Source organism: Nonomuraea monospora (genome assembly GCF_039531895.1).
GTDB lineage: Bacteria > Actinomycetota > Actinomycetes > Streptosporangiales > Streptosporangiaceae > Nonomuraea > Nonomuraea monospora.
On record NZ_BAAAQX010000055.1, the window covers coordinates 43,752 to 65,911 of the forward strand.

The window sequence follows — 22,160 nt, forward strand, 5'->3', positions numbered from 1 at the left end:
AGCCGGGTCACTGTGAGTCGTGTTCGAGGACCAGCCGCGTGAGTTCGACGCGGGAGCTGATGCCGAGCTTGGTGAAGGCGTGCCACAGGTGGGTGCTGACCGTGTGCGGTGACAGGAAGAGCTGGTCGGCGACCTGCTTGTTGGTGGCGCCGCCGGCGACCAGCCGGACGATCTGCAGCTCGGAGGTGGTGAGGCTGTCCCAGCCCGCGGTCGGCCTGCTGGAGGTGGCCCGGGATCTGCGCTCACCCATGCCCTTGAGGCGGTTCCGCACGCGGGCCGCGTCGTGCTCGGCCTCCGCCTGCTCGTACAGTCGCAACGCCGTGTCCAGGTGGGCGACCGTGCCGGCGTCCTCCAGCGCGCCGGCGAGGACCAGTGGCCGGGGGATGTCCTGATACAGCTCCACGGCCTGGGCCAGCAGGCTGGGATCGCCGTTGAGGAGGGCGCGGGCGTGCAGGGCCGCGGCTGCGTAGAGGGGGATGTCGGGGTTCAGTTTGTGGCGGGTTTCGGCGAACTCGGTGACCAGCGTGGCGCGGGCGCGGTCCCCTGCCTGCAGTGCCAGGCGGACGAGGACGGGCTCGTCGGCGGGGTCGGCCGGGCAGGACAGCGTCGAGGCCGGCAGGTAGTAGGTGCGGGCTCCCTCGGCGGTCAGTTCCATGGCGGTGGTGTGGTCTCCGCTGTCGGCGGCGAACTGCGCGGCCAGCCACGCCCCCGCCCGGCGGATCTGGCCGGCCTCGTCCTCCATGATGGCGGCGGCGAATGCACGGCCCCGCGCCAGTTCCGCGGGATCGCCGGTGTGCAGGGCGATGCGGCCGAGCACGTATCGGGCGGTGACGTCGTCGAAGTTACCGGGGCCGAGTTCGTCGGACATGGCCAGGACCGCTTCGGCCTCGGCCCGGGCGTCGCCGAGCCGGCCCGCGTCCAGGTAGACGCGGCAGCGCACCATGCCCCACAGCCGCAGCAGGTTGGCCTGCCCGTAGTGCTGTGCGGCGCGGACGCCGTCATGGGCTTGGGTCAGCGCCTCATCCACCCGCCCGAGCATGCTGAACAGCACGGCCTGCCAGACGCCGGGCAGCCACAGCACGTCGGTGTAGGAGATGTCGCGCATCGTGGCCACGGCCTGGTCGGCGAAGTCGAGGGCGCCGCGGACGTCCAGCCGGTGATCGGCCACGAGGGAGGCCACATTGAGCAAGGTGGCCCGCGAGGCCTGATCCCCGGCGAGGTCCGCCGCTGCCAGCGCCTCCGGAAGCAGCTCTTCGGCCTCGGCGATCTCCGTGGCGTCCACCAGAGCGAGGTTGAAGGCCAGCATGGCCATCAGCTGAGCGCGAATGCGGGGTTGCAGGCCGGGCAGGGCGACGCCGGCGCGGCTCTGGCGCACGGCCTCGGTGAAGGAGTGCTGGTTGGCCACGAGTGTCAGGCCCAGCCTGATGCGGGCCTCGACCTCGGCCGGCAAGGGCTGCCGCAACGCGGTCTCGGCCAGGGCCAGTGCCTCGCTCGTCCGGCCTGTCTGGGTGAACAGCGGCAGAGCTTCGGCGATGAAGCCGGCCTGCCGCAGCGGGTCGAGGGCGGACAGCTCGATCGCGCGGCGGTTCATCTCCACCGCGGCCGACGGTGCGGTGGGCGCCAGGTCGCGGGCGGCCTGGCGCAGCAGGGCGATGGCCGTGTCGTCGCCCGGCTCCGCGGTCTCGGCGAGGTCGGCAGCCACTTGCGCGACCGGGACGCCGTGGTTGAGCCGCAGGTCGACGGCCTGGCGGCGGAGCGCCTTGCGCAGCGTCGCGGGAAGGGCCGTCTGGATGGCCTCGCGAATCAGGTCGTGGCTGAAGGTGAGCCTGCCGCCGGCTTCGGTGAGCAGGTCCGCCGACAGCAGCTCCTCCATCGGCTCCAGCAGGGCGATGGGGGATTCCCCGATGAGCTCGGCGAGCTGGTCGATGGAGACGGTCCTGCCCAGTACCGACGCTATCTGCGCGGCCTTCTTGGCCAGCGGGGAGATCTGATCCAGCCGGTGCTGGATCGAGGCGTGGAAACGCAGGGGCATCCGCTGCTGAGTCAACCGTGCGACGCCGTCCGCGATGGTCACCGCGCCTTCGTCGAGCGCCCCGTTGATCAGCTCGGTCAGCAGCAGGGGGCGGCCTTCCGCGCGCTGCGCGAGCTGCAGGATCCCAGCGTCGGGGGTGGCGCCCAGCAGGTCGGCGGTCACCGCCGCGACGGCCTGGTCCGACAGCGGGGCCAGCGTGAGAAGGTGGCTGGCCGGCCGATCCAGGGTGGAGAACGTGGCGCGTACGTCCGGGGTGAGCGGGCCGGTCCGCGCGGAGACGATCCACGCGATGGGATGCATCGACAGGCGCTGCGGCAGCGTTCGCAGTGCCAGCAGAGTGCCCTCGTCGCACCACTGGAGGTCGTCGATGACGATCACCAGCGGTGCGGCCAGCGCGGCGCGTTCGAGCTGCTCGTGCAGCTCCTGCAACAGCCAGTAGCGGCCCGCGGAGGTCGCGGGAACGGTCTGGATCGAGGCAGGTGGCAGGATCGCTTGCAGCGTTGCCAGCAACACGCCGAAGGGGATGGTCTGGCCCTCCGGGTCGCCTCCGCCGTGCAGCACACGCAGCCCCGTCTCCTCGGCCATGCGGCGGGCCTCGTGGAGCAGGCGGGTCTTGCCGATTCCGGGGCTGCCTTGGATGAGCACCGTGTCGCCCGCCCCCCGTGACAGTGCGGCCAGGCGGGTCCGCAGAGCGGCGATCTCGGGTTGTCGCCCGCGCAGCCGGTGCCGGCCGAACTCGGCGGCTGTGTCCTTCTCCGTGCCACGCGCGTTCATGCTGCCCTCCGCTCGGCCGACGGCGTCATTTGGAGGAGAAATGCGCCGTTTGGTCGATATGGTATTTGGCAGCCGGATTTATCGGTTAATGCAGGTCCGGGTGAGGACCGCAACGGCCGCGGCGATCACGGCGGGAGCGAGCAGGTAGAGGCCGGCGGGAACCAGCAACGTCGCCGTGGCGGCGGTCGCGGCCAGCGCGCACCACCACGAGGCGCTCCATCGCGGCAGCAGCCGGACCCCCGCGGCCAGGCCACTGACATACACCGGGATCTGGGAGGCGGCGCACAGGGCCACGAACTCGGCCGTGCCCACATCGGTTACCGCGGCGACCAGCAATCCGCCCGCCGAGATGAGCGCCGCCGCCCACGGCGTGCCCGACCTCAGAGCGGCCAGGCTGGCGATGTAGGCCGCGCTGTTGTTCAGCGCGATGACCACCGCCAGCCCAGCCGCGACCGTGGCGGCAGCCGGGCCGATGCCGATGCGCAGCAGGTCGGCGACGGGTGCCCCAGTGGCGTCCGGCCCCAGGACGAGGATCTGCGGCACGGCCACCGCGGCGTACAGGACCGCGACGACGAGCAGCGTCCAGGCGGTCACCCGGCGGACGGCGCGCTGGTCGCCGAGCCCGTGGGCGAAGGCGGTGACCGCCTCCCAGCCGGTCAGCACCCACACCAGGACGAGTACGGCCGGCCCCAGCGCGAGCCAGCCGTGCGGCGCGAAGGGCGAGAGATGTCCGGTGTCGGCGTGGGGCAGGGACACCGTCGCCGTGATCAGGATCAGCGCGGCGAGCAGTCCGGTCAGCAGGAGCTGTGCCTGCCCGGCGCCGGGCGTGCGGCGCCGGTTGAGCAGCAACGCGGCCGAGGTGATCAGGGCCCCTACGGTCACCTCGGCCGCCTTGCCACCGCCCAGCGCGGTGGCCGTGTAGGAGCCGGCGATCAGTCCCAGAGCGGGCACGCCGATGGGCACGCCGAGATAGAACCAGTAGCCGACGACGAGTCCGTATCGTTCGCCGAAGGCCTGGCGGGCATAGGCGACGATCCCGCCCGGGCCGGGGACGACGCGGTGCAGGGCGGTGAAGGTGAACGCGATCGGAACGGAGATCGCCAGCAGACCGGCCAGGGCGATCAGCGAGGCGGGGCCCGCCTTGGCCGCGGCGAGTGCCGGCAGCGTCAGGATGCCGGGCCCGACGATCGCCGCGACGTACAGGGCGGTGCCCCGGATCACGCCCATCAGTGGCCGGGGTGTCCGGCCAGATCCCGCCGGGCGAGCCAGGCCAGAGTGTGGTCGGCGATCTCGCGCCAGCCGCTGTCGATGGTCAGCGAGTGTCCGCGGTCGGCGAACTGCTTGAGCTCAGTGTCGGCGGGGTTGTTGCGGTAGAGCTTGTAGGCGGCGCGGGTGACGACGTCCGGGACGGTGTGATCCTGCTGTCCGGAGATCAGCAGCAGCGGGCCGCGACGGGCGTTGCCGGTGTTGACGTCGGCGGGGGATTGGCGGGTGAAGTTGGCGAAGGCTGCTTCGAAGAGGGGGCGTCCGGGTGAGGGGATGGTCCAGCGGTCGTACAGGTCGTTGGACTCCTTCTCGGGGATGGCGTTGCCGAAGCCGTAGCGGAACTGGGCGGCGGTCAGCGAGACGGCCCGGCCTCGGTTGGCGGGGTTGCCGAGTACGGGGAAGCCGGAGCGGAGCTGGGCGAAGGGCAGCGGCTTGACGCCCTTGATCTGGGCGGGGTCGATGGCCACGGCGGCGCGGCCGTATCCGAGACCGAGGAGCTTCTGGGCGATCAGCCCGCCGAAGGAGTGGCCGACCAGGACCGGCGCCTGCTCCAGGCGGGACAGGAGCCGCTGGTAGTGCTCGACGACGTCGTCGATGCCGACGCCCGCGACGGCGTCCGGGTTGGCGCGGGCCTGCTCGACGGTGGGCGGCTCGCCCGGCCAGCCGGGCATGAGGGGCGTGTAGCCGTGCTGCTCGAACAGCTCCGCCCATGGCTGCCAGGAGGTGGCGTGCAGCCACAGGCCGTGGATGAACAGGACGGGGATGGCGGTCATGGGAATCTCCTTCGTGAAAGGGGGGTGCCGACGGTCTCCAAGCCTCGGCCGCCGGGGCCGGCGCGACATCGCACGAAGGCGTGAGATGCGGCGGAGGGATCAGTAGTGGAGCGCGCGCCGCTCGTGCTGAACGCTCACCCAGTGCTGGGTGGTGAACTCGTCGATCACCCAGTGACCGCCGAACCTGCCGACGCCCGAGGACTTCTCGCCGCCGAAGGCGATGTGCTCGTCGTCCTGCACGGTGCTGTCGTTGACGTGCGTCATCCCGGCCTCCACCCGCAGCGCGAAGCGCACGCCGCGCTCGACGTCACGCGTGATCACGCCGCTGGCCAGGCCGAACTCGGTGGCGTTGGCCAGCCGCAGCGCGTCCTCCTCGCCATCGGCCTTGATGATGGTCGCGACCGGGCCGAACACCTCCTCGGCGGCGGTGGCGACCTCGTTGCTCCCGAGCAGGACCTGCGGCGGGAGCACGTGCCCGGCCGGCCCGGACGGCTCGCCGGACAACAGCAGGCCCGCGCCCTGGGAGACCGCCCGCGACACCTTCTCGCGGATCGTGCGGAGCTGGGTGTCGTTGATCACGGGGCCGAGCTGGGTGGCCGGATGCGCGGGATCGCCGGTGCGCAGCCCTCTGGCGGTCTCCACGAAACGCTCGACGAACTCGTCGTGCAGCGTGGCGTCGACAATGACCCGGTTGGTCGCCATGCAGATCTGGCCCTGGTGGTAGTAGCTGCCGAACGCGGCCAGCTCCACGGCCAGCTCCAGGTCCGCGTCGTCCAGTACGACCAGCGGGGCGTTGCCGCCCAGCTCCAGGGAGAGCCGCTTGATCCCGGCCTTGGTGGTGATGCCCAGGCCCACCCTGGTGGAGCCGGTGAAGGAGATCACCCGGGGGACGGGGTGCTGGACCAGTGCGTCGCCGATCTCACCGCCGCGGCCCACGAGCACGCTCAGCACGCCTGGGGGCAGCCCGGCCTCCTCGAAGACCTTGGCCAGGAGCAGTCCGCCGGTGACCGGGGTCTCCTCCGACGGCTTCAGCACCACCGCGTTGCCCAGCGCGAGCGCGGGCGCGACAGAGCGGTTGGACAGGTGCAGCGGCCAGTTCCACGGGCTGATCACGGTGACCACGCCGGCCGGGCGCCGGTAGACGCGGTTCTCCTTGCCGGGCACGTCGGATCCGACCGTGAGCATGACCTCCTCGGTCTTGGCCGCCGCGGCGGCGATGATGGAGCGGACGATGCCGATCTCCACCTCGGCGCGGTCGTGGGTGGCGCCCGCCTCGCGGACGAGCCAGTCGGCCACCTCGGCGTGCCGCTCTCCCATGATCTGCGCCACCCGCTTGAAGATCGGCCGCTTCTCCTCGGCCGGGGTGCGCGCCCACTCCCGTTGCGCCTCACGAGCGGTGTCATAGGTGCGGTCCACGTCGGAGGCGTCGGCGAGCGCCAGCTTGGTGATCACCTCGCCGCTGTAGGGGTTGACGTCGTCCATGACGGAGCCGGAGCCCGGCCGCCATTGCCCCGCCATGGGCATGCGGTCGAATCCCGTGTACGGCGCCGGTGCCTGGTTGTCGGCCACGTGTTCTCCTCACCTCGATGAGCTGTTTCGCAGCCAGCCAAGCCGTTCCGCTCCGCACGGACATCGCACGGAATCGTGACTTCGTGCGATGTCGCCGCACGACCGTGCTGCGAGGTTGGCTCCGACACCTCACAGAACGGATCGACGCATGCAGAACTTCAGCGAAGCCGCCCGCCAGGTGCGGGAGCAGCCCACCGCACCGGTGCCCGAGATCGCCCGAGGACCGCGGATCCCCGACACGGGCTACCTGGTGGAGGAGATCGCCGACGGGATCTTCTGGGTCAGCGACGGCTCGTACCAGATGATGTTCCTCGTCACGGGCGACGGCGTGATCGCCGTGGACGCGCCTCCCACGCTGGGTCACAACATCCTGCGCGCCATCCGCGGCGTGACGAGCAAGCAGATCAGCCACGTGGTCTACAGCCACCAGCACTCCGACCACGTCGGGGCCGTCTCGGTCTACCCCGGGGACGTGCCCCGCTACGCCCACCGCATCACCGCCGAGCGGCTGGCGGGGCTGGCCGACCCCAACCGCCCGCTGCCCACGCGAGTCTTCGACGACACGCTGACGATCGACGGTCTGCGGCTGGACTATCACGGCCCCAACCACGCCGAGGGCAACATCTTCATCCACGCCCCCGAGCAGCGCGTCCTCATGCTCGTGGATGTGATCTTCCCTGGCTGGGTGCCGTTCTCCAACCTCGCCGTCTCGGCCAACATCCCGGGCTACGTCGAAGCCCACGACCAGGTGCTGGCCTACGACTTCGACAAGTTCGTCGGCGGGCACGTCACCCGGCCCGGCAGCCGGCAGGACGTGGTGACGCAGCAGGAGTACATGGCAGACCTGCAGGCCACCACCGAGCACGCGCTGTCGGCCGTGGACCTGCCGAAAATCATGGCCGGAACCGACCCTGCCAACGTCTGGATGACGTTCCGCACCTACCTGGACGCGGTGGCCGCGATGGCGGCCGACGAACTGGTGCCGCGCTGGATCGACCGGTTGGGCGGCGCCGACATCTTCACCCTGCCCAACGCCTGGGCGATGGCCGAGGCGCTGCGCCTCGACTACGGCTCCATGGGCCCCTTCGGCATCGCTGACTGAGGAGATGACATGACCTACGAGACCAATCTCGCCGCGCAGGAGCGCTTCGCCATGGCCGTGATGAGCGGCGACTTCGCCCTCTTCGACGAGGTGGTGGCTCCTGAAGCCGTGGACCACGACCCGGCTCCGATCCAGGGACCGGGTCCGGAGGGCTACAAGGCGATGTTCGCCGAGATGCGCGCCGCGTTCCCGGACCTGCACGTGGAGATCGAGCACCTCCTCGGCACCGAGGACGAGCTGGCCTTCGCCTACACCATCAGCGGCACCCACCTGGGCGACCTGATGGGGCATCCGGCCACCGGCAAGAAGGTGCGCTACCGGGGCATGCAGATCAGCCGATTCGCCGACGGCAAGCTCGTCGAGCGGTGGGGCAGCAGCGACCAGCTCGGCATGCTGCAGCAGCTCGGCCTCGCCTGAGAGCACGCGAAAACGGCCGGCCCTTCATGAGGGCCGGCCGTTCTCATGTCCTACAGCCCGTACGTCTCCAGCAGCCGCAGCCACACCTCGCTGACCGTGGGGAACGACGGCACGGCGTGCCAGAGCCGCTCCAGCGGCACCTCGGCGGTGACCGCGATCGTGGCGGAGTGCACCAGCTCGGCCACTCCTGGGCCGGCGAAGGTCACGCCGAGCAGCACCTGGCGGGCCTCGTCCACGACCGCCTTGGCTCGGCCCTGGTAGCCGGGCTCGCGCAGGTACGCGCCGGAGACGGCGCCCAGGTCGTACTCCACGGCCCGGACGTGGTAGCCGGCCGAGCGGGCTTCCTCCTCCGTGAGGCCCACGGTGCCGATCTGCGGGTCGGTGAAGACCACCTGGGGCGCTCCGTACCGCGTGGCCGTGTCCCGCATGCCGGGCAGGTCCTCCGGCTGACCCTTGGCGCGCGCCACGAGGACGTCGCCGCACAGCCGCGCCTGGTACTTGCCCATGTGGGTGAGCAGGTTCCGGCCGCTGACGTCGCTCACCGCGTACAGCCAGCCGCCCTCGACGCCGGTGGCGCGCATGCTGTCGTCCACCTCGACCGGCTCTCCGGGGACCAGCCCCGCCGCCTCCACACCGAGGTCGGCGGTGGCCGCTACCCGGCCGGTGGCTACGAGCAGCTCGTCGGCGACCACGGGCGGCCCGTCGGTCAGATGGATGGTCACCTCGCCGTTGCGGACCGGCCGCTCGACCTTGGTCACCTGGGTGTTCGTCCGCATGCCGATGCCCGAGGCGGTGAAGGCATCTGCCACGAGCCGCCCGGCGAACGGCTCCATGCGCCGCAGCGGTGACCCGCCGCGCAGGATCATGGTGGTTTCGGTGGCGCCCAGCCCGTGCAGGGCCTGTGCCATCTCGCAGGCCACCGCGCCGCCGCCGAGCACCGCGAAGCGGCGCGGCACGGTACGCACGGCGGTCACCTCGTGGCTGGTCCACGGCTCGGCCTCGGCCAGCCCGGGAATCGGCGGCACGATCGGAGTGCTGCCGGTGGCCAGCACGACGGCGTGGCGGGCGCGGATCAGGGCGGTACCGCCGTCCGTCAGTGCGACCTCCACCTGCTTGGGCCCGGCGATCCTGCCCCGGCCCCGGTACAACGTCGCGGGCACGGTCTTGAGCGCTCCCGCCGCGCGGGTGTCGTCCAGGTGGGAGACGACCTCGTCGCGCCGGGCCAGCACGGCGGCGGCGTCGATGGGCCCGGGGGACAGACCCGGGGCGCGGGCGGCCTCGCCGGCCAGCTCGACCGGCCGGAGCAGGGCCTTGCTGGGGATGCAGGCGAAGTAGGAGCATTCGCCGCCCACCAGGCTCTCCTCCACGATCGCCGCGGTCAGGCCGCCTCTGGCCGCGCGGGCGATCACGTTCTCCCCGGCGGGCCCCGCGCCGATCACGATCACGTCGAATTCTTCACTCATCGGTTCCTCCTTCGCCGCATACGGTGCCGACTCGGAGGAGTGGCGACATCACATGAACACCTGACGTCAGCCTGGCGGCAGGTGCCCGTTCTGTCCCGGTGCGTCATGGTCGGAGGCGGTGCTGAGCGAGACCGGCCGCCACAGGTCCAGCTCCTGCGCCACGTGTTCGAGCTTGGTCTCCACGACGGCCACGGCGTCGGCGCCGAGCTGGAGCCGCAGGGGAGGATCGTTGACATCCAGCAGGTCGACGATCGCAGCCGCGGCCTTGCCCGGATCGCCCGCGGGCAGTGGGCCGCGGGCGAAGGCGGCCGGCACGGTGGCGAAACGGCCGAGTTCGACGACGGTCACGCAGACGCCGATCCCGTCCAGTTCGGCGCGGAGCGCCTCGCACAACGCTTCGACGGCCGCCATGGAGGCCCCGTACAGGCCCGCACCGGCGGGGGCGGCGAAGCCCGCCGCTGAGCCGGTCACGATGATCCGGCCCGCCTGTTGCGCGCTCATCACCGGCAATACGGCCCTCGTCATGGCGAGCACATCGAAGACGTTGTCGTCGAACAGGGCCCGCGCCTCCGCGTCGGTCGCCTCCGCCAAGGCTCCGCGCACCGTCCTGGCCGCGTCGTGGACCAGCACGTCGATGCGACCGAAGCGGCGCATCGCCCGCTCAACCGCCTCATCCGGCTGCGACGAGAGCAGCAGCACCTCGCCTCGGGCCTGGACGAAGGCATCCGAGAGCGCGGCCGGGTCGCGGCCGGTGGCGACCACGCGGTGTCCGCGCCGTAGCGCCTCCCGGGCGACGCGGTGGCCGATGCCTCGCTCCGCGCCCGTGACGAACCAGACAGCCATGAAGTCCCACCCTGGTGTCGGCCTCCCCCGGCGGGAGGCGGTGGGGACACCCTGTCAACGGGTTCGACGGTTCACATCACGCGAACCTATGACATGTGGTCAGGCGTCCAGTGCTGCGAGTTCCTGGCGTGCCACCAGCAGTCCTTCGTCGTCGCCCACCGTCTCCGACAGGGTCACCGCCTCCTGGAAGGCAGCCCGCGCCTCGGCACGATGCGCGCCGCCTCCTAGCTGAGCATCGAGCTGCACCAGGGCGCGGCCCAGTTCCAGCGCCGTGTTCCTGATGCCGACGAGCAGCCGGTGCTTGCGCAGCAGCGTGAGCGCTTCGCGGAGATGGTCGACTGCTTCCCTCCATCGCCTCAGCTCGCCAAGGACCATGGCCACCCGGCCCAGTGTCAGCCCCAGGCTGAACTCCGTCACGTCGGGTGAACCGCCGTAGGCGGGATCCCGGAGTGTGGCGATCAGCTTCAGATGCTGCGACAGGGCCTCGTCCAGCCGGCCCAGGCGATGCAGGCACTCTCCCCAGATGCCCATGGCCTGGGGATAGCCGTCCATGTCACCCGCCTGCTGGAACAGCGTCGCGGCCCGGCTCGCGTAGCCGGCTCCGCGCTCGAAGTCCGGCAGGGTTTTGGCCGCCCACGCGGCATAGTTCAGCGCCCAGCCCTGCTGGCGTACATCGCCGGCCTTCGTCGCCACCTCGAGCGCTTCCAAGGCAGCCCTGATGCCTTCCTCGTGGCGGCCTTCGCAGGTGGACAACGCCCAGGACAGATAGTTCGCGTGGGTGGCCTCCAGGCCGGGCTCCTTCAGAGCCTGTGCGGCCCGGCGAGAAAGCTCGAACACCTCCTGCCAGTGCCCCCAGTGCGTCCAGCGGTCGGAGAACCAGTGCATCGACTCCGCCACCTCTACCACGCGCGCGTGCTCGCCCTCGGCGGCGGCCCACTTCAGCGCGGCCAGCCAGGCTGCGCTCTCCGCCTCCAGCCAGCCGACCGCCTCCTCTTTGCTGTCCAGGCGGACGAGGGAGCTCCAGCCGGCCTCCGGCGCGCCATAGCCAGGCTCGAACCAGCGGCCCGCCACGGTGGCGACCTCCAGCAACCAATGGTTCATGCGCCGCAGGCCTTCCTGGCGGCCAGCCGGCGGCTCCTCCTCGCTCAGCCGGGCCCGGGCGAACAGGCGGACCAGGTCGTGGAAGCGGTAGCGGCCCGCGTAGGGGGAGGACAGCAGGCCGAGTTCGACCAGTTCCTCCAGAGCGTCCTCGGCGTCGTACAGGTCGAGCCGGGCGAGCACGGCGGCCAGCGGCGCCCCGAAGTCCGGCCCGGCGGCCAGCGCGAGCCACCGGAAGGTCTGCCGCGCGGTCGGGCTGAGCTGTTCGTACGACAGCGCGAACGCGGCGGCGACATGGAGATCCCCGGCGGCGAGCGCGTCCAGGCGGCGTTCCTCGTCGTCGAGCCGGCCGGTGAGTTGCTTGATCGTCCAGCCTGGCCGGCTCAATAGCCGGTTACCGGCGATGCGCATGGCCAGCGGTAGGTGGCCGCACAGCCGAGCGAGTTCCTCAACCGCGTCCGGTTCGGCCGTGGTGCGGGCCTCGCCCATGATGGCCTGCAGCAATCCGGCGGCTTCCGCCTCGGTGAGTTGCGAGAGCGGGAATGGGTGCACTCCCTCCAGGCCGGCCAGCGGGCGCCGGCTGGTGATCAGCGTCATGCTCGGCCCGCCACCCGGCAGCAGTGGCCGCACCTGGGTTTCGCTGGCGGCGTTGTCCAGCACGATGAGGCAGCGCCGCTCACGTAGCAGATCCCGGTAGTGGCCGGCGCGCTCCTGCTCGTCGGCGGGGATGCGCCGCTCCGCCACTCCCAAAGCCTTGAGCAGCCGTGCCAGGCCGTTCCCGCTCGCCAGGGGCGCGGGGTCCAGTCCTCGCAGGTCGAGGAAGAACTGCCCATCGGGGAACAGCTCGGTCAGCCGGTCGGCGGCGTGCACTGCCAGCGCGGTCTTGCCCATCCCAGCCGGTCCCCAGATGGTCGCGGTGACGGCGGGGCCTTCCCCTCCGGAGTGCCGGATCGCGAGCTCACGCATCAGCCCGAGCTCATGCGCACGGCCGGTGAAGTCGCCGATCCCGCGTGGCAGCGCGCAGGCTCCGCCCGCGGCGGCGGGGCGGGGCCGTCCGGCCCGGGCGGCGGCGAGGAGGCTGTCGTGCTCTTCCGGTGACAGGCGCAGCACCTCGGCCAGGGCGGCGACGGTGCGGCGCTGCGGGCCACGGCTCACGCCGCGCTCCATGTCGCCGATCGCCCGCACGCTCACCCCGGAGGCGTGCGAGAGCTGCTCGATCGTCAGCTCCGCCGCCCGCCGGAAGTCCCGCAGCAGCACGCCGAAAGCGGACTCCTCGCTCAACCCCGCGCCTCCTCATACAGCGGGAGGCGGAATCGGTTGGCTACTTCTGCCTGTTCTGCCTCGCCACAAACCCCTGTGCTTGCTTTCATTCTCCTGCATACAACCCCGAGCGCAACAGAACGTGACAAAGGAGCGACCGTCACATGGCTTGCCTGCCGGTCGGCGTCGACCACGGCCGTACCCCGGTCGAGCTGTACTACGAGGACTACGGCCACGGCCGGCCGGTCGTCCTGCTTCATGACTGGCCCTTGTCCAGGCACATGTGGGCGGCTCAGTTGCCCGCCCTGGTCGAGAGCGGGTACCGGGTGATCACCTATGACCGGCGAGGCTTCGGCGACTCCTCACGGCCCTGGAACGGTCATGACTACGACACTTTGGCGGACGACCTCCGTGTGGTGATGGAGCGGCTGGAGCTGAGTGAGGCGACACTGGTGGGAGCCGGAATGGGCGCGGGGGAGGTCGTGCGTTACCTCACCAGGCATGGGACGGCCGGGATCAGGGCCGTCGTGCTCGTAGGCGCGGCACTGCCCTACCTGTATCGCTCCTACGACAACCCGGAAGGCCCCTGGACCTCCGGGCAGGCCGATCATCTGAAGTCACACTTGAGCACCGACAGGTTCGCCATGCTGAACACGTACGTCAACCGGATGTTCCAGGCCGGAGAGGAACTGCTGCTGAGCGATCCGCACCGCGACCACTACCGGGTGCAGGGCACGGACGCCTCGCCACAGGCGCTGAGCTCCGGACTGGACACCTTGGCGCGTAGTGATCTGCGTAGCGAGATCTCTGCGGCGGCTCTGCCGACGCTGCTCATTCACGGTGAGCACGACGTCATCACCCCGCTCGCGTCCACCGGCGAAAAGGCTCACCGGCTCATCGCGGGCAGCACCCTGGAGGTCGTCCAGGGCGCACCGCACGGCTGCCAGGCCACCCACCCCCTGCGATTCAACCGGACTCTGCTGCGATTTCTGGCGAACGGCTCGTAACGCACATGCCCCTTAGGAAAATCATGAACGGTGATGGCATGACCGCGGCGGTCCACTCCGCCGGATCCTCTGTGCCCAGGACGGGCCGCGGCCTTCTGACACCGCCGCTGCGCGGCCGTGACGAAGAACTGCTTTTGCTCCGCGACCACCTGCATGCTCTGCGGCGAGGGCAAGGAGGCACGGTGCTGATCGAAGGTGCACCGGGATCGGGCAAATCCCGGCTCCTGGCCGAACTGGCGAAGCTGGCGGAGGCAGACGGCCTGCGCGTTCGCACCGGCGCAGGCGTGCCGGACGCCCACAACGTGCCCTTCGGACCTCTCCTGGACACCATGTTGTCAGGGCCGGACCCTTTGATGGACCGCTCCCGGCTGGAAGAGCTGAGCGAAGCCGCCGACCAGCGCTTCTGGCTGCTCCAGGAGGTGCAGCACCAACTGGAGCAGGCAGCGCTGGACCGTCCGATCGTCATCGTCATGGACGACGTGCAGTGGTGTGACCCGGCCACCGTCACCGCTCTGAACACGTTGCCTTCCCGCCTGTCCGGCCAGGCGATCCTGTGGGTGCTGGCCATGCGGGAGCACGCGCAGACGGGAACGGCGCGCATTCCGGCGACGACGCGCATCGTGTTGCGCCCCCTGTCCGGGGCGGCGGTCGAGGCGCTGGCCGGCGACATCCTGAACGCGGCGGTGGATCCCGCGCTGCTGGAACTGGCCCATAAGGCCGACGGCCGTCCTCTGCTCCTGGTAGAGCTGCTGAACGGGATGCGCGAAGAGGGCGCCATCCGCGTGGAGAGCGGCGTGGCGCACCTGACCAACGGCCGCATCCCGGTGCGGTTCCGCTCCTCGATCCGCCGCAGGCTCGAACAGCTGTCGCCCTTGGCCCGCGACACCGTGCGTTTCGCAGCGGTCCTCGGCCGCGACGTCGACCTCGACGTCCTGGCCGAGCTGATCCGGCGTTCACCCGCCGATCTGGTGTTTCCTCTTCAGGAGGCGCTGGACGCGGATCTGCTGGTGGAGACGGAAGGACGGCTGGCATTCCGGCATGACCTGCTCAGGGAAGCCATCCAGACGGGTGTGCCCGCCGCTTTTCGTCACCTGCTCCGCAGGCAGAGCGCGGACGTACGGCTACGGCGCGGCGCGGCGGTCATGGAAGTCGCGTCCGACCTGGCCGACACCGCCGTCCCTGGAGACCACGAGGCAGTCTCCCTGCTGCGGCGTGCGGCGGCCGACTTCGCGCCCACCTCGCCGACCACCGCGGTGGAGCTGAGCAGGCGAGCGATGGAACTGGCGCCGGCCGACAGCGCCGACGCCGGTGCGCTGGTCGCGGAGACGATCACCCTGCTGTGGCAGGCCGGCCGCGACGTCGAAGCTCGGGCGATGGCGGACAACAAGCTGGCGGGGCTGCTGGAACCACAGGCCGAGGCACACGTGCGGCTCAGTCTCGCCCGATTGTCGAGCCAGTACTCCTTCACCGAGGCCGTCCACCAGTGCCGGATCGCCCTCGGTCTTCCCGGGCTGACCCCTTCGCTACGCGCCCAGTTGCTGGCCGTGCAGTCGCTGAACATGCTGATGTCCGGCGACGTCGAGGCCACCGCCCAGGTCGTCGGACAGGCACTCGACGCGGCGGGCGACGCGGGCGACCGCGTAGCCGCGGCGGTGGCCGCCTCGGTGGACTCCGCGGTCGCCTTCTACCGTGGAGGCTGGCAACGCGGCTTCGACCGGCAGCGGCAGGCGGCACGGCTGGCCGCGGACGCGGGCATCGCGCACTCGCTGTGGGTGCCGGAAGCCTGCTGGACGGGCTTCATGCACAACGCGGCCGGTGATTCCGAGGCGGCGCTGCGGGAGGCCGAGAACGGGTTGCGGGAGGCACACGCGTACGGGCAGGCCGCCGCGTTGTGCTTCTGGTCGCTCTACCGGGCGCGCATCCTGCTGGACGCCGGCCGCTTGGCCGACGCTCGTGCCGAGGCCGAAGGCGTGCTGGCCATGCTCGCCGACCTCGGGGCAGGCAACTTCGCCGACGCCACCGCCCGCTACGCGCTGGCGCGGGTGGCGCTGCACCAGGGCGACCGGCAGGCCATCACCCGCGCCTCGGCAGACGGTGAGCGGATGATGCGCGACGAAGCCCAGGTCATCCGGCGCACCGGTGCCTGGATGCTAGCGCTGGCCGCCGACGCCGCGGGCGACACCGACCGCGCCATGGAACTCACCCGGGAAGCCGATGAGAGCCTGGACACGCCGGACTCCTCGATGACCACGCCGCTCGACCCCGCCGATGACGTCGTCCTGGTCCGCATGGCGCTACGCGCGGGCCGTCGCGACCGGGCCGAGCACGCCGTGCGGGTGGCCGAGCAGCGTGCCGGGCGCAATCCGGGTTTCCCCTTCCTGACCGCCGTCGCGGCGCACGCCCGCGGGCTCCTGGAGGGCGACAAAGAGCTGCTGGAACGGGCAGCGCACCTGTTCGCCGGCTTCCCCCGGCTGATCGTGCGGGCCTCGGCCCTGGAGGACGCCGGCCAGGTCGGTCACCTTGAGAGAGCGCTGGAGTTGTACGAGCGGGCCGGCGCCTCCCGTGACGCGGCGCGGGTGCGTCGCAGGCTGCGCGACGCCGGGGTACGCCGGCGCGGCCGGGCCACCGGCGCCGCCCGCGGTTGGGACAGCCTGACGGCCTCCGAGCTGCAGGTGGTCCGGCTGGTCGCCCAGGGAGCCACCAATCGGCAGGCGGCCGAGCAGCTGTTCCTGTCCCCGCACACCGTCAACACCCACCTGCGCCATGCCTACGCCAAGCTGGACGTCAACTCGCGCGTGGAGCTGACCCGGCTGGTCCTCACGCACGACGGCTGACCGTGTCCGTCAGGCCGGGGCGTCCTCGCGCAGGAGGTCTCCGCGTGCTCGCGGATGCTTCGCCGGCCGGTCCATTCCCGCACCTGACCCGCGCGACGGAAGCGGGCATGGTGCTGATCGCCCCGGTGTCGAGCAGGTCGGCTTCCTTGCCGGGTGCCAGAGAGCCCGTCCGGTGCCCGAGGCATGGGGCAGGCCGTCAGCTCAGTACCTTGCCGAGGAACCCGCGCATGTAACCGGCGATCACGTCCAGGTGGCTCTCCAGCGCGAAATGCCCGGAGTCCAGCAGATGCACCTCCGCCTCCGGCAGATCCTTCAGGAAGGCCCTGGCGCCGCCGGGTCCGAAGATGCCGTCGTTGGCGCCCCAGACGGCCAGCAGCGGCACCTGGCTGGCCCGGAAGTACTCGTGCACCTTCGGGTACAGGTCCACGTTGGACGGGTAGTCGCGGAACAGCGCGAGCTGGATCTCGGCGTTGCCGGGACGATCCAGCAGCGCCTGGTCGTGCGCCCAGGCGTCCGGGCTGACCAGCGACCGGTCCGTGACGCCGTTCTCGTACTGCCAGCGCGTGCTCTCCAGGCTGAGCGCAGCGCGCACCCCGGGCTCGGTGTCCGGGCCTGGCGCCGCCGCGTAGGCGAACAGCCCGCCCCAGAACGCGTCGACGAACCCCTCCGTGTACGCGTTGCCGTTCTGCGTGACGATCGCCGTCACCCGCGACGGAGCCCCCATGGCCAGCCGCCAGCCGATGGGCGCACCGTAGTCCTGCACGTAGAGCGCGTGCTCCCGGATGCCGCGCTGCGCGAGGAATGCGGTGGTCACCTCGGCGAGCGAGTCGAAGGTGTAGGAGAACTCCTCCACGGACGGTGCGGAGGAGTAGCCGAAGCCGATGTGGTCGGGCGCGATCACGTGATAGCGGTCGGCCAGGGCCGGGATCAGGTTCCGGAACATGTGCGAGCTGCTCGGGAAGCCGTGCAGCAGCACGATCGTGGGCGCGTCCTGCGGGCCGGCCTCCCGGTAGAAGACGGTCAGGCCGTTGACGTCCTCGGTGAGATGGCGAACGGGAATCATCAGTGCCTCCATGGGCGTGCGTTGCTTGACGAGACCCAGCCAACGCCCGGGGGACTCGCCCGACATCGCATGGATACGTGACTTGCCGCGATGAAGGATCGGCAGGTCGGCGTGGCGGCGGAGCGAGACGCGGCAGGGACGCGAGCCGCCGGACAACGCTGCGATCTCACGTCATCGTGTGATGTCTCCTACCGGCGTCGCTGGAAACGTGGGCCACGCAACGTCGGGAAGCCGCCGCCCGATGCGGGCTGGTACGGCGACGGGGGATCGCACCAGCCCGCACCGCACCGCCCGGCGGTTTCTCCCTCTCTCCAAGAAAGGCATTGTCTTGAGTTCTCTGTCCTCAGCATGGCGTGGCGCCGCCGCGGTACTCGGCCTGGCCGCGCTCGCGACGTCCATCACTCCCGCGGGGGCCGGCGCCACCGCGCGTACCCTGCCCACCGTCGTGCTCGTGCACGGCGCCTGGGCCGACACGAGCAGCTGGGACGGCGTCATCACCCAGTTGCAGCGCCGCGGCTACCCGGTGGTCGCCGCCGCCAACCCGCTGCGCAGCCTGTCGGGGGACGCCGCCTACGTCGCCAGTGTCGTCAAGGGCATCCGCGGCAAGGTGATCCTGGTCGGCCACTCCTACGGCGGGGCCGTCATCACCAACGCCGCCCGAGGCGCCGGCAACGTCAAAGCCCTCGTGTACGTTTCCGCATTCCTGCCGGACAAGGGCGAGAGCACGCAGACCGTACTGAACCCGAAGAAGTACCCTGGCAGCCTGCTGAGCCCGGCCACCCTGGACCAGCGCCCTTACACCGACACCGCCGGCAAGGGCGTCGACCTGTACATCAAGCCTGCGAGCTTCGCCAAGGTGTTCGCCGCCGACCTGCCCGCCTCCGCGGTTCGCCGCATGGCGGCCGCTCAGCGCCCGTTCGCCCTGGCCGCCTACGCCGGCCCCTCGGGCGACCCCGCCTGGAAGAAGATCCCCGCCTGGGACGTGATCAGCACCAAGGACCGGGCCATTCCACCGGCCGGTCAGCGCTGGATGGCCAAGCGCGCCAAGGCCCGCGTGGTCGAGGTGAAGTCCTCGCACGCCGCTCCCGTCACCCACCCGGTCGCCATCGCCGACACCATCGCCGACGCCGACCGCCACACCCGCTGATGCCCTCATGCCGCAACACTTCTTCAGAGACTGGACCGCTCAGGCGGCCTGCCAGAACAGTGATCCCGAGCTGTTCTTCCCACTGACCTGGGACGGCCGGCCCGCCCGGCACACGGCCCTCGCCCGGCGCGTCTGCCTGGCCTGCCCGGTGCGCCTGCCCTGCCTGAACTGGGCCGTCGAAACCGCCGAACCCGACGGCATGTGGGGTGGCACCACGCCCACCGAGCGCCGCGGCTTGCGATCCGCCCGCGAACGACGGCCGGCCGCTTGATGGACGAACAGCAGATCCTCAGGCGCATCCACGCCCTGGTGGACGAGGAGCACGAACTGCGTACCGGCCTCGCCGCGCGAACACCCGACGAACGGCTCACGCATCTGGAGCAGACCCTCGACCAGTGCTGGGACCTGCTCCGCCGCCGGCGCGCCCTGCGCGACGCCGGAATGAATCCCGATGACGCCAAGGCAGCGCCGATCTCGCAGGTGGAGAGCTACCTGCAGTAGCGGCCCTGGGTCATCTCAGCCATTCGTGTGATGTCCGGGATCGCCCTGGACCGGCACCTTGGCTCCTGCATGACGTGTGGCGCCGTTCGGAGGGGGACGGCGCCACTCCCACCACCCCTATGAAGAAGGACGACCGACATGTCCCGACGTTTGAAGACCACGATCGCCGCCGCCCTGATGGTCGCTGTGGCGGGGTTCGCCACTCAGCCCGCGAGTGCGGCCACTGCCCGCGGCGCCAAACCCACCATCGTCCTCGTGCACGGCGCCTGGGCCGACGCCTCCGGCTGGAACGGGGTCATCGCCCGGCTCAAGAACGACGGCTACCCCGTGCTCGCCCCGGCCAACCCGCTGCGCGGCCTCGCCTCCGACGCCGCCTACCTCAACAGCCTGGTGGGCAGCATCACCGGCCCGATCGTCCTGGTCGGCCACTCGTACGGCGGCGCGGTCGTGACCAACGCCGCGGCGGACGCGGACGTCAAGGCCCTGGTCTACGTCTCCGCCTTCATCCCCGACCAAGGCGAGACCGTTTTCGGCCTGGCCACGAAGAACGAAGGCAGCAAGATCAGCCCTGACACGATCAAGACGGTCCCCCTGCCCTCCGGCGACGCCGACGTCTACCTCAAGCCGGAGAACTTCGCCGACATCTTCTCGGCCGACCTGCCCCGCTCCACCAGCGCGTTGCTCGCCGTCACCCAGCGGCCGGTCACCTACAGCGCCCTGAACGAGCCCTCCGGCACGCCGGCCTGGAAGACCGTCCCGTCCTGGGCGCTGATCTCCCGGGACGACCACGCCATTCCGCTGCAGACCCAGCGCTTCATGACCACCCGCGCCAAGTCCCGCACCATCGAGGTCACAGGCTCGCACGCCGCGCTGATCTCCAAGCCCGGCACGGTCGCCTCGCTCATCGAAACCGCGGCCCGCGCCACCGACTGATCGGGCACCCCTGGCCGGCCCCCTGCACGGGGGTCGGCCTTCTCGCTGTCATCAGGCCAGCCAGGCCAGGCTGTAGTCCGCGATCTCGCGGCAGCCGCTGTCGATGGTGAGCGAGTGCCCGCGGTCGGCGAACTGCTTGAGCTCGGTGACGGCTGCGGTCTGGATGACGATATCGGGCACCGTGTGATCCTGCTGTCCAGAGATCAGCAGGAGCGGGCCGGCGGCGGGCGTTGCTGGTGTTGACGGCGGCCGGAAAATGACGGGTGAAGTTGGCGAAGGCGGCTTCAAGCCGGGGGCATCCGGGTGAGAGGAAGGTCAGCGTGTGCTCAATGAATTTTGAGTGGTATGGGTACATTCGGCAGGAGCAGTATTCAGCTGATCTCAACAATTGGCGCTCTATCGACCGGACAAAATTAGGAAAGGCTTGCCCGCCCTGACGGCCCAAGGCTCTGACGCTCAGATCGAGAAGGTGGGATCCGCTCGACTCAGATACACCTTGAAGGCCTCGCGAATCTTCGAGCGTAGGCCGTCGACCTGGGTATTTCCGGGGATAACGTCGTGCTCCCAATCTCTCTTCTTGTGACTGAGGTATCTCTTTATGGTCGTTGACGAGCCGTTAGAGACGAAAGTCGGTCGGACTTTCTCCCCTAGATCCGCTCCCAGCCCTTGAAAGCTACGAGCAAGATCAAGTTTGAGTGAGGAGGTGTAAAACTTGCATTCGATCGCTGGCGCGCACCCTTTCGTTTTGGGCGCGACACCGGCAGAGCGGCTCAGTTCCGCCTCGTCAGTCGTGAGAACCGGAACATCGCACTCGTGGAGCACTCCAGAGGCGCCCTGGACCTGGACCCCCACGTGTGCCTCCAGCGGTCGGGCGGCTCCGAACTGGATCACTGAGGTGATCTCAGCCAAATAATTCGGATGATAGGGGATTTTCGGGACGCCCGTGAGGGCGTTTCGGGTCTTTCGGGAGAAGTCGTCGAAGGCCGGAGACAGACGTGGAGCCTCCGGTAGATGAGTTCTCACCACAAGAAATCCCGCCGCCGGAAGGCTCCACGTGATTGCTCATCGTGCCACGCTCGACGTCTCCCGCGCGCTGATTCACTACGTTGCCCGACTGCTGCACGACGAGCGCCGTCGGCTCGGCACCCCCAAAGGGAGCCGCGCCCTGACCCTGTTCTGGCAGGCGGTCCTGGTGCTGCGGTGGTTCCGGGGCGAACGCGACATCCCCAAGCTCGGCCGCGATCACCGCGTCTCCCGCGCCACGGCCTACCGCTACACCGCCGAAGGGATCGACGTCCTCGCAGCTCAAGCCCCTGAACTGCAGGAAGCTCTGGACCGCGCCCAAGCCGACGATCTGCCCTATGTGATCCTGGACGGCACCCTGATCCCTGCCGACCGCTGCGCCGAGCAGACCATCAGCGTCAAGGGCGAACCCATCGACGCCTGGTACCCCGGCAAGGCCCACCATCACGCCGGCAACCTCCAAGCACTCTCGGCACCCGACGGACTTCCCCTGTGGATCTCCGAGGTCGAGCCAGGCTCGGTCCATGATCTGACCGCTGCCCGTGCGCACGTGCTGGGCGCGTTGTACGCCGCAGCTGCGGCGGGCCTGCCGACCCTCGCCGACAGCGGCTACGACGGCGCTGGGATCGGTATTCACACCCCCATCAAGCAGCCCGACGGCAACCAGATACTCAGCCCGGACAACCGCACCTACAATCGACTCCTACGCGCTCTGCGTTGTCTCGGCGAACGCGGGTTCGCCCTGCTCAAAGGCCGCTGGCGGATCCTCCAGCACATCACGCTCAGCCCCAGCGCCATCGGCGACATCGCCCGCGCGGCACTTGTCCTCACCCATTTTGAGCATGACTACCTACCGGCCATTCGCTGAGATCACGTCACTGCATGTGTGTATGGATGGGCTCTGGAATAGATGCGCCCCGGGGTGGTTCGGAAGACGAGCCGGGAGGTCTTATTTCCGTGGACGTCTTCGTAGTGAACCTGGGCTCCTCTCGCGAGCGCTTCAGTAACGACCAACGCGAAGATGTACCCCTCGTAGACGTCATTCGGGTCTGATG

Annotated in this window: 18 protein-coding genes; 9 read left to right on the forward strand and 9 right to left on the reverse strand. The window is 70.2% G+C overall.

All coding sequences use genetic code 11. The features are described 5' to 3' along the window. Positions 1 to 7 precede the first annotated feature (7 nt). The 4 genes from ABD331_RS55855 to ABD331_RS55870 form a co-directional block, all read right to left on the reverse strand. Positions 8 to 2,806, reverse strand: a complete 2,799-nt coding sequence (locus ABD331_RS55855; RefSeq protein WP_344494872.1) for a helix-turn-helix transcriptional regulator — start codon at positions 2,804 to 2,806, stop codon at positions 8 to 10. 78 nt (positions 2,807 to 2,884) lie between these two features. Next, entirely contained in the window at positions 2,885 to 4,033 is a 1,149-nt protein-coding gene (locus tag ABD331_RS55860) for an amino acid permease (protein ID WP_344494874.1), read from the reverse strand. Further along, complete coding sequence (locus ABD331_RS55865) at positions 4,033 to 4,845, reverse strand: alpha/beta hydrolase (RefSeq protein WP_344494876.1); 813 nt, start codon at positions 4,843 to 4,845, stop codon at positions 4,033 to 4,035. The genes ABD331_RS55860 and ABD331_RS55865 overlap by 1 nt, the downstream gene beginning before the upstream one ends. Positions 4,846 to 4,944: 99 nt before the next feature. Next, on the reverse strand, positions 4,945 to 6,414 hold the full coding sequence (locus ABD331_RS55870; protein ID WP_344494878.1) for an aldehyde dehydrogenase family protein: 1,470 nt from the start codon (positions 6,412 to 6,414) through the stop codon (positions 4,945 to 4,947). A gap of 148 nt (positions 6,415 to 6,562) precedes the next feature. On the opposite strand from ABD331_RS55870, the gene ABD331_RS55875 reads away from it, so the two are divergent. Both ABD331_RS55875 and ABD331_RS55880 read left to right on the forward strand, forming a co-directional pair. Then, a complete protein-coding gene (locus tag ABD331_RS55875) occupies positions 6,563 to 7,516 on the forward strand; it encodes an MBL fold metallo-hydrolase (RefSeq protein ID WP_344494880.1) in 954 nt (317 codons plus the stop codon). Positions 7,517 to 7,525: 9 nt separating this feature from the next. Beyond that, a complete protein-coding gene (locus ABD331_RS55880) occupies positions 7,526 to 7,933 on the forward strand; it encodes an ester cyclase (protein ID WP_344494882.1) in 408 nt (135 codons plus the stop codon). A 50-nt stretch (positions 7,934 to 7,983) separates the two neighbouring features. Here ABD331_RS55880 and ABD331_RS55885 read toward each other — a convergent pair whose 3' ends face one another. The 3 genes from ABD331_RS55885 to ABD331_RS55895 all read right to left on the reverse strand — a co-directional run bounded on the left by ABD331_RS55885 (position 7,984) and on the right by ABD331_RS55895 (position 12,618). Further along, entirely contained in the window at positions 7,984 to 9,396 is a 1,413-nt protein-coding gene (locus ABD331_RS55885) for a dihydrolipoyl dehydrogenase family protein (RefSeq protein WP_344494884.1), read from the reverse strand. A 66-nt stretch (positions 9,397 to 9,462) separates the two neighbouring features. After that, positions 9,463 to 10,239, reverse strand: a complete 777-nt coding sequence (locus ABD331_RS55890; RefSeq protein ID WP_344494886.1) for an SDR family NAD(P)-dependent oxidoreductase — start codon at positions 10,237 to 10,239, stop codon at positions 9,463 to 9,465. A 99-nt stretch (positions 10,240 to 10,338) separates the two neighbouring features. Further along, the gene (locus tag ABD331_RS55895) at positions 10,339 to 12,618 is read right to left on the reverse strand and encodes an ATP-binding protein (protein ID WP_344494888.1); all 2,280 of its coding nucleotides are present in this window, start codon (positions 12,616 to 12,618) and stop codon (positions 10,339 to 10,341) included. Positions 12,619 to 12,761: 143 nt separating this feature from the next. Between ABD331_RS55895 and ABD331_RS55900 the strand changes: the two genes are divergently transcribed. Beyond that, positions 12,762 to 13,604 carry an alpha/beta fold hydrolase gene (locus ABD331_RS55900; protein WP_344494890.1) on the forward strand — a complete coding sequence of 281 codons (843 nt, stop codon included), beginning with the start codon at positions 12,762 to 12,764 and terminating at the stop codon, positions 13,602 to 13,604. A 38-nt stretch (positions 13,605 to 13,642) separates the two neighbouring features. Then, positions 13,643 to 16,438 (forward strand): ATP-binding protein, encoded by a 2,796-nt coding sequence (locus ABD331_RS55905; protein WP_344494892.1) that lies wholly within the window; start codon positions 13,643 to 13,645, stop codon positions 16,436 to 16,438. 196 nt (positions 16,439 to 16,634) lie between these two features. Here the strand turns inward: ABD331_RS55905 and ABD331_RS55910 are convergent, their stop codons facing one another. Further along, the gene (locus ABD331_RS55910; protein ID WP_344494894.1) at positions 16,635 to 17,501 is read right to left on the reverse strand and encodes an alpha/beta fold hydrolase; all 867 of its coding nucleotides are present in this window, start codon (positions 17,499 to 17,501) and stop codon (positions 16,635 to 16,637) included. 328 nt (positions 17,502 to 17,829) lie between these two features. Between ABD331_RS55910 and ABD331_RS55915 the strand changes: the two genes are divergently transcribed. The 4 genes from ABD331_RS55915 to ABD331_RS55930 all read left to right on the forward strand — a co-directional run bounded on the left by ABD331_RS55915 (position 17,830) and on the right by ABD331_RS55930 (position 20,082). Then, positions 17,830 to 18,648: an alpha/beta fold hydrolase gene (locus ABD331_RS55915; protein WP_344494896.1), complete on the forward strand. Its 819-nt coding sequence runs from the start codon at positions 17,830 to 17,832 to the stop codon at positions 18,646 to 18,648. 7 nt (positions 18,649 to 18,655) lie between these two features. Further along, a complete protein-coding gene (locus ABD331_RS55920) occupies positions 18,656 to 18,919 on the forward strand; it encodes a WhiB family transcriptional regulator (protein WP_344494898.1) in 264 nt (87 codons plus the stop codon). After that, positions 18,919 to 19,149 carry a DUF2630 family protein gene (locus ABD331_RS55925; RefSeq protein WP_344494900.1) on the forward strand — a complete coding sequence of 77 codons (231 nt, stop codon included), beginning with the start codon at positions 18,919 to 18,921 and terminating at the stop codon, positions 19,147 to 19,149. The genes ABD331_RS55920 and ABD331_RS55925 overlap by 1 nt, the downstream gene beginning before the upstream one ends. 138 nt (positions 19,150 to 19,287) lie before the next feature. After that, a complete protein-coding gene (locus ABD331_RS55930; RefSeq protein ID WP_344494902.1) occupies positions 19,288 to 20,082 on the forward strand; it encodes an alpha/beta hydrolase in 795 nt (264 codons plus the stop codon). Positions 20,083 to 20,133: 51 nt separating this feature from the next. On the opposite strand, the gene ABD331_RS55935 is transcribed toward ABD331_RS55930, so the two are convergent. After that, a complete protein-coding gene (locus ABD331_RS55935) occupies positions 20,134 to 20,262 on the reverse strand; it encodes a hypothetical protein (protein WP_344494904.1) in 129 nt (42 codons plus the stop codon). An 874-nt stretch (positions 20,263 to 21,136) separates the two neighbouring features. Here ABD331_RS55935 and ABD331_RS55940 point away from each other — a divergent pair. Then, positions 21,137 to 21,973, forward strand: a complete 837-nt coding sequence (locus ABD331_RS55940) for a transposase family protein (protein ID WP_344494906.1) — start codon at positions 21,137 to 21,139, stop codon at positions 21,971 to 21,973. Positions 21,974 to 22,160: the final 187 nt, after the last annotated feature.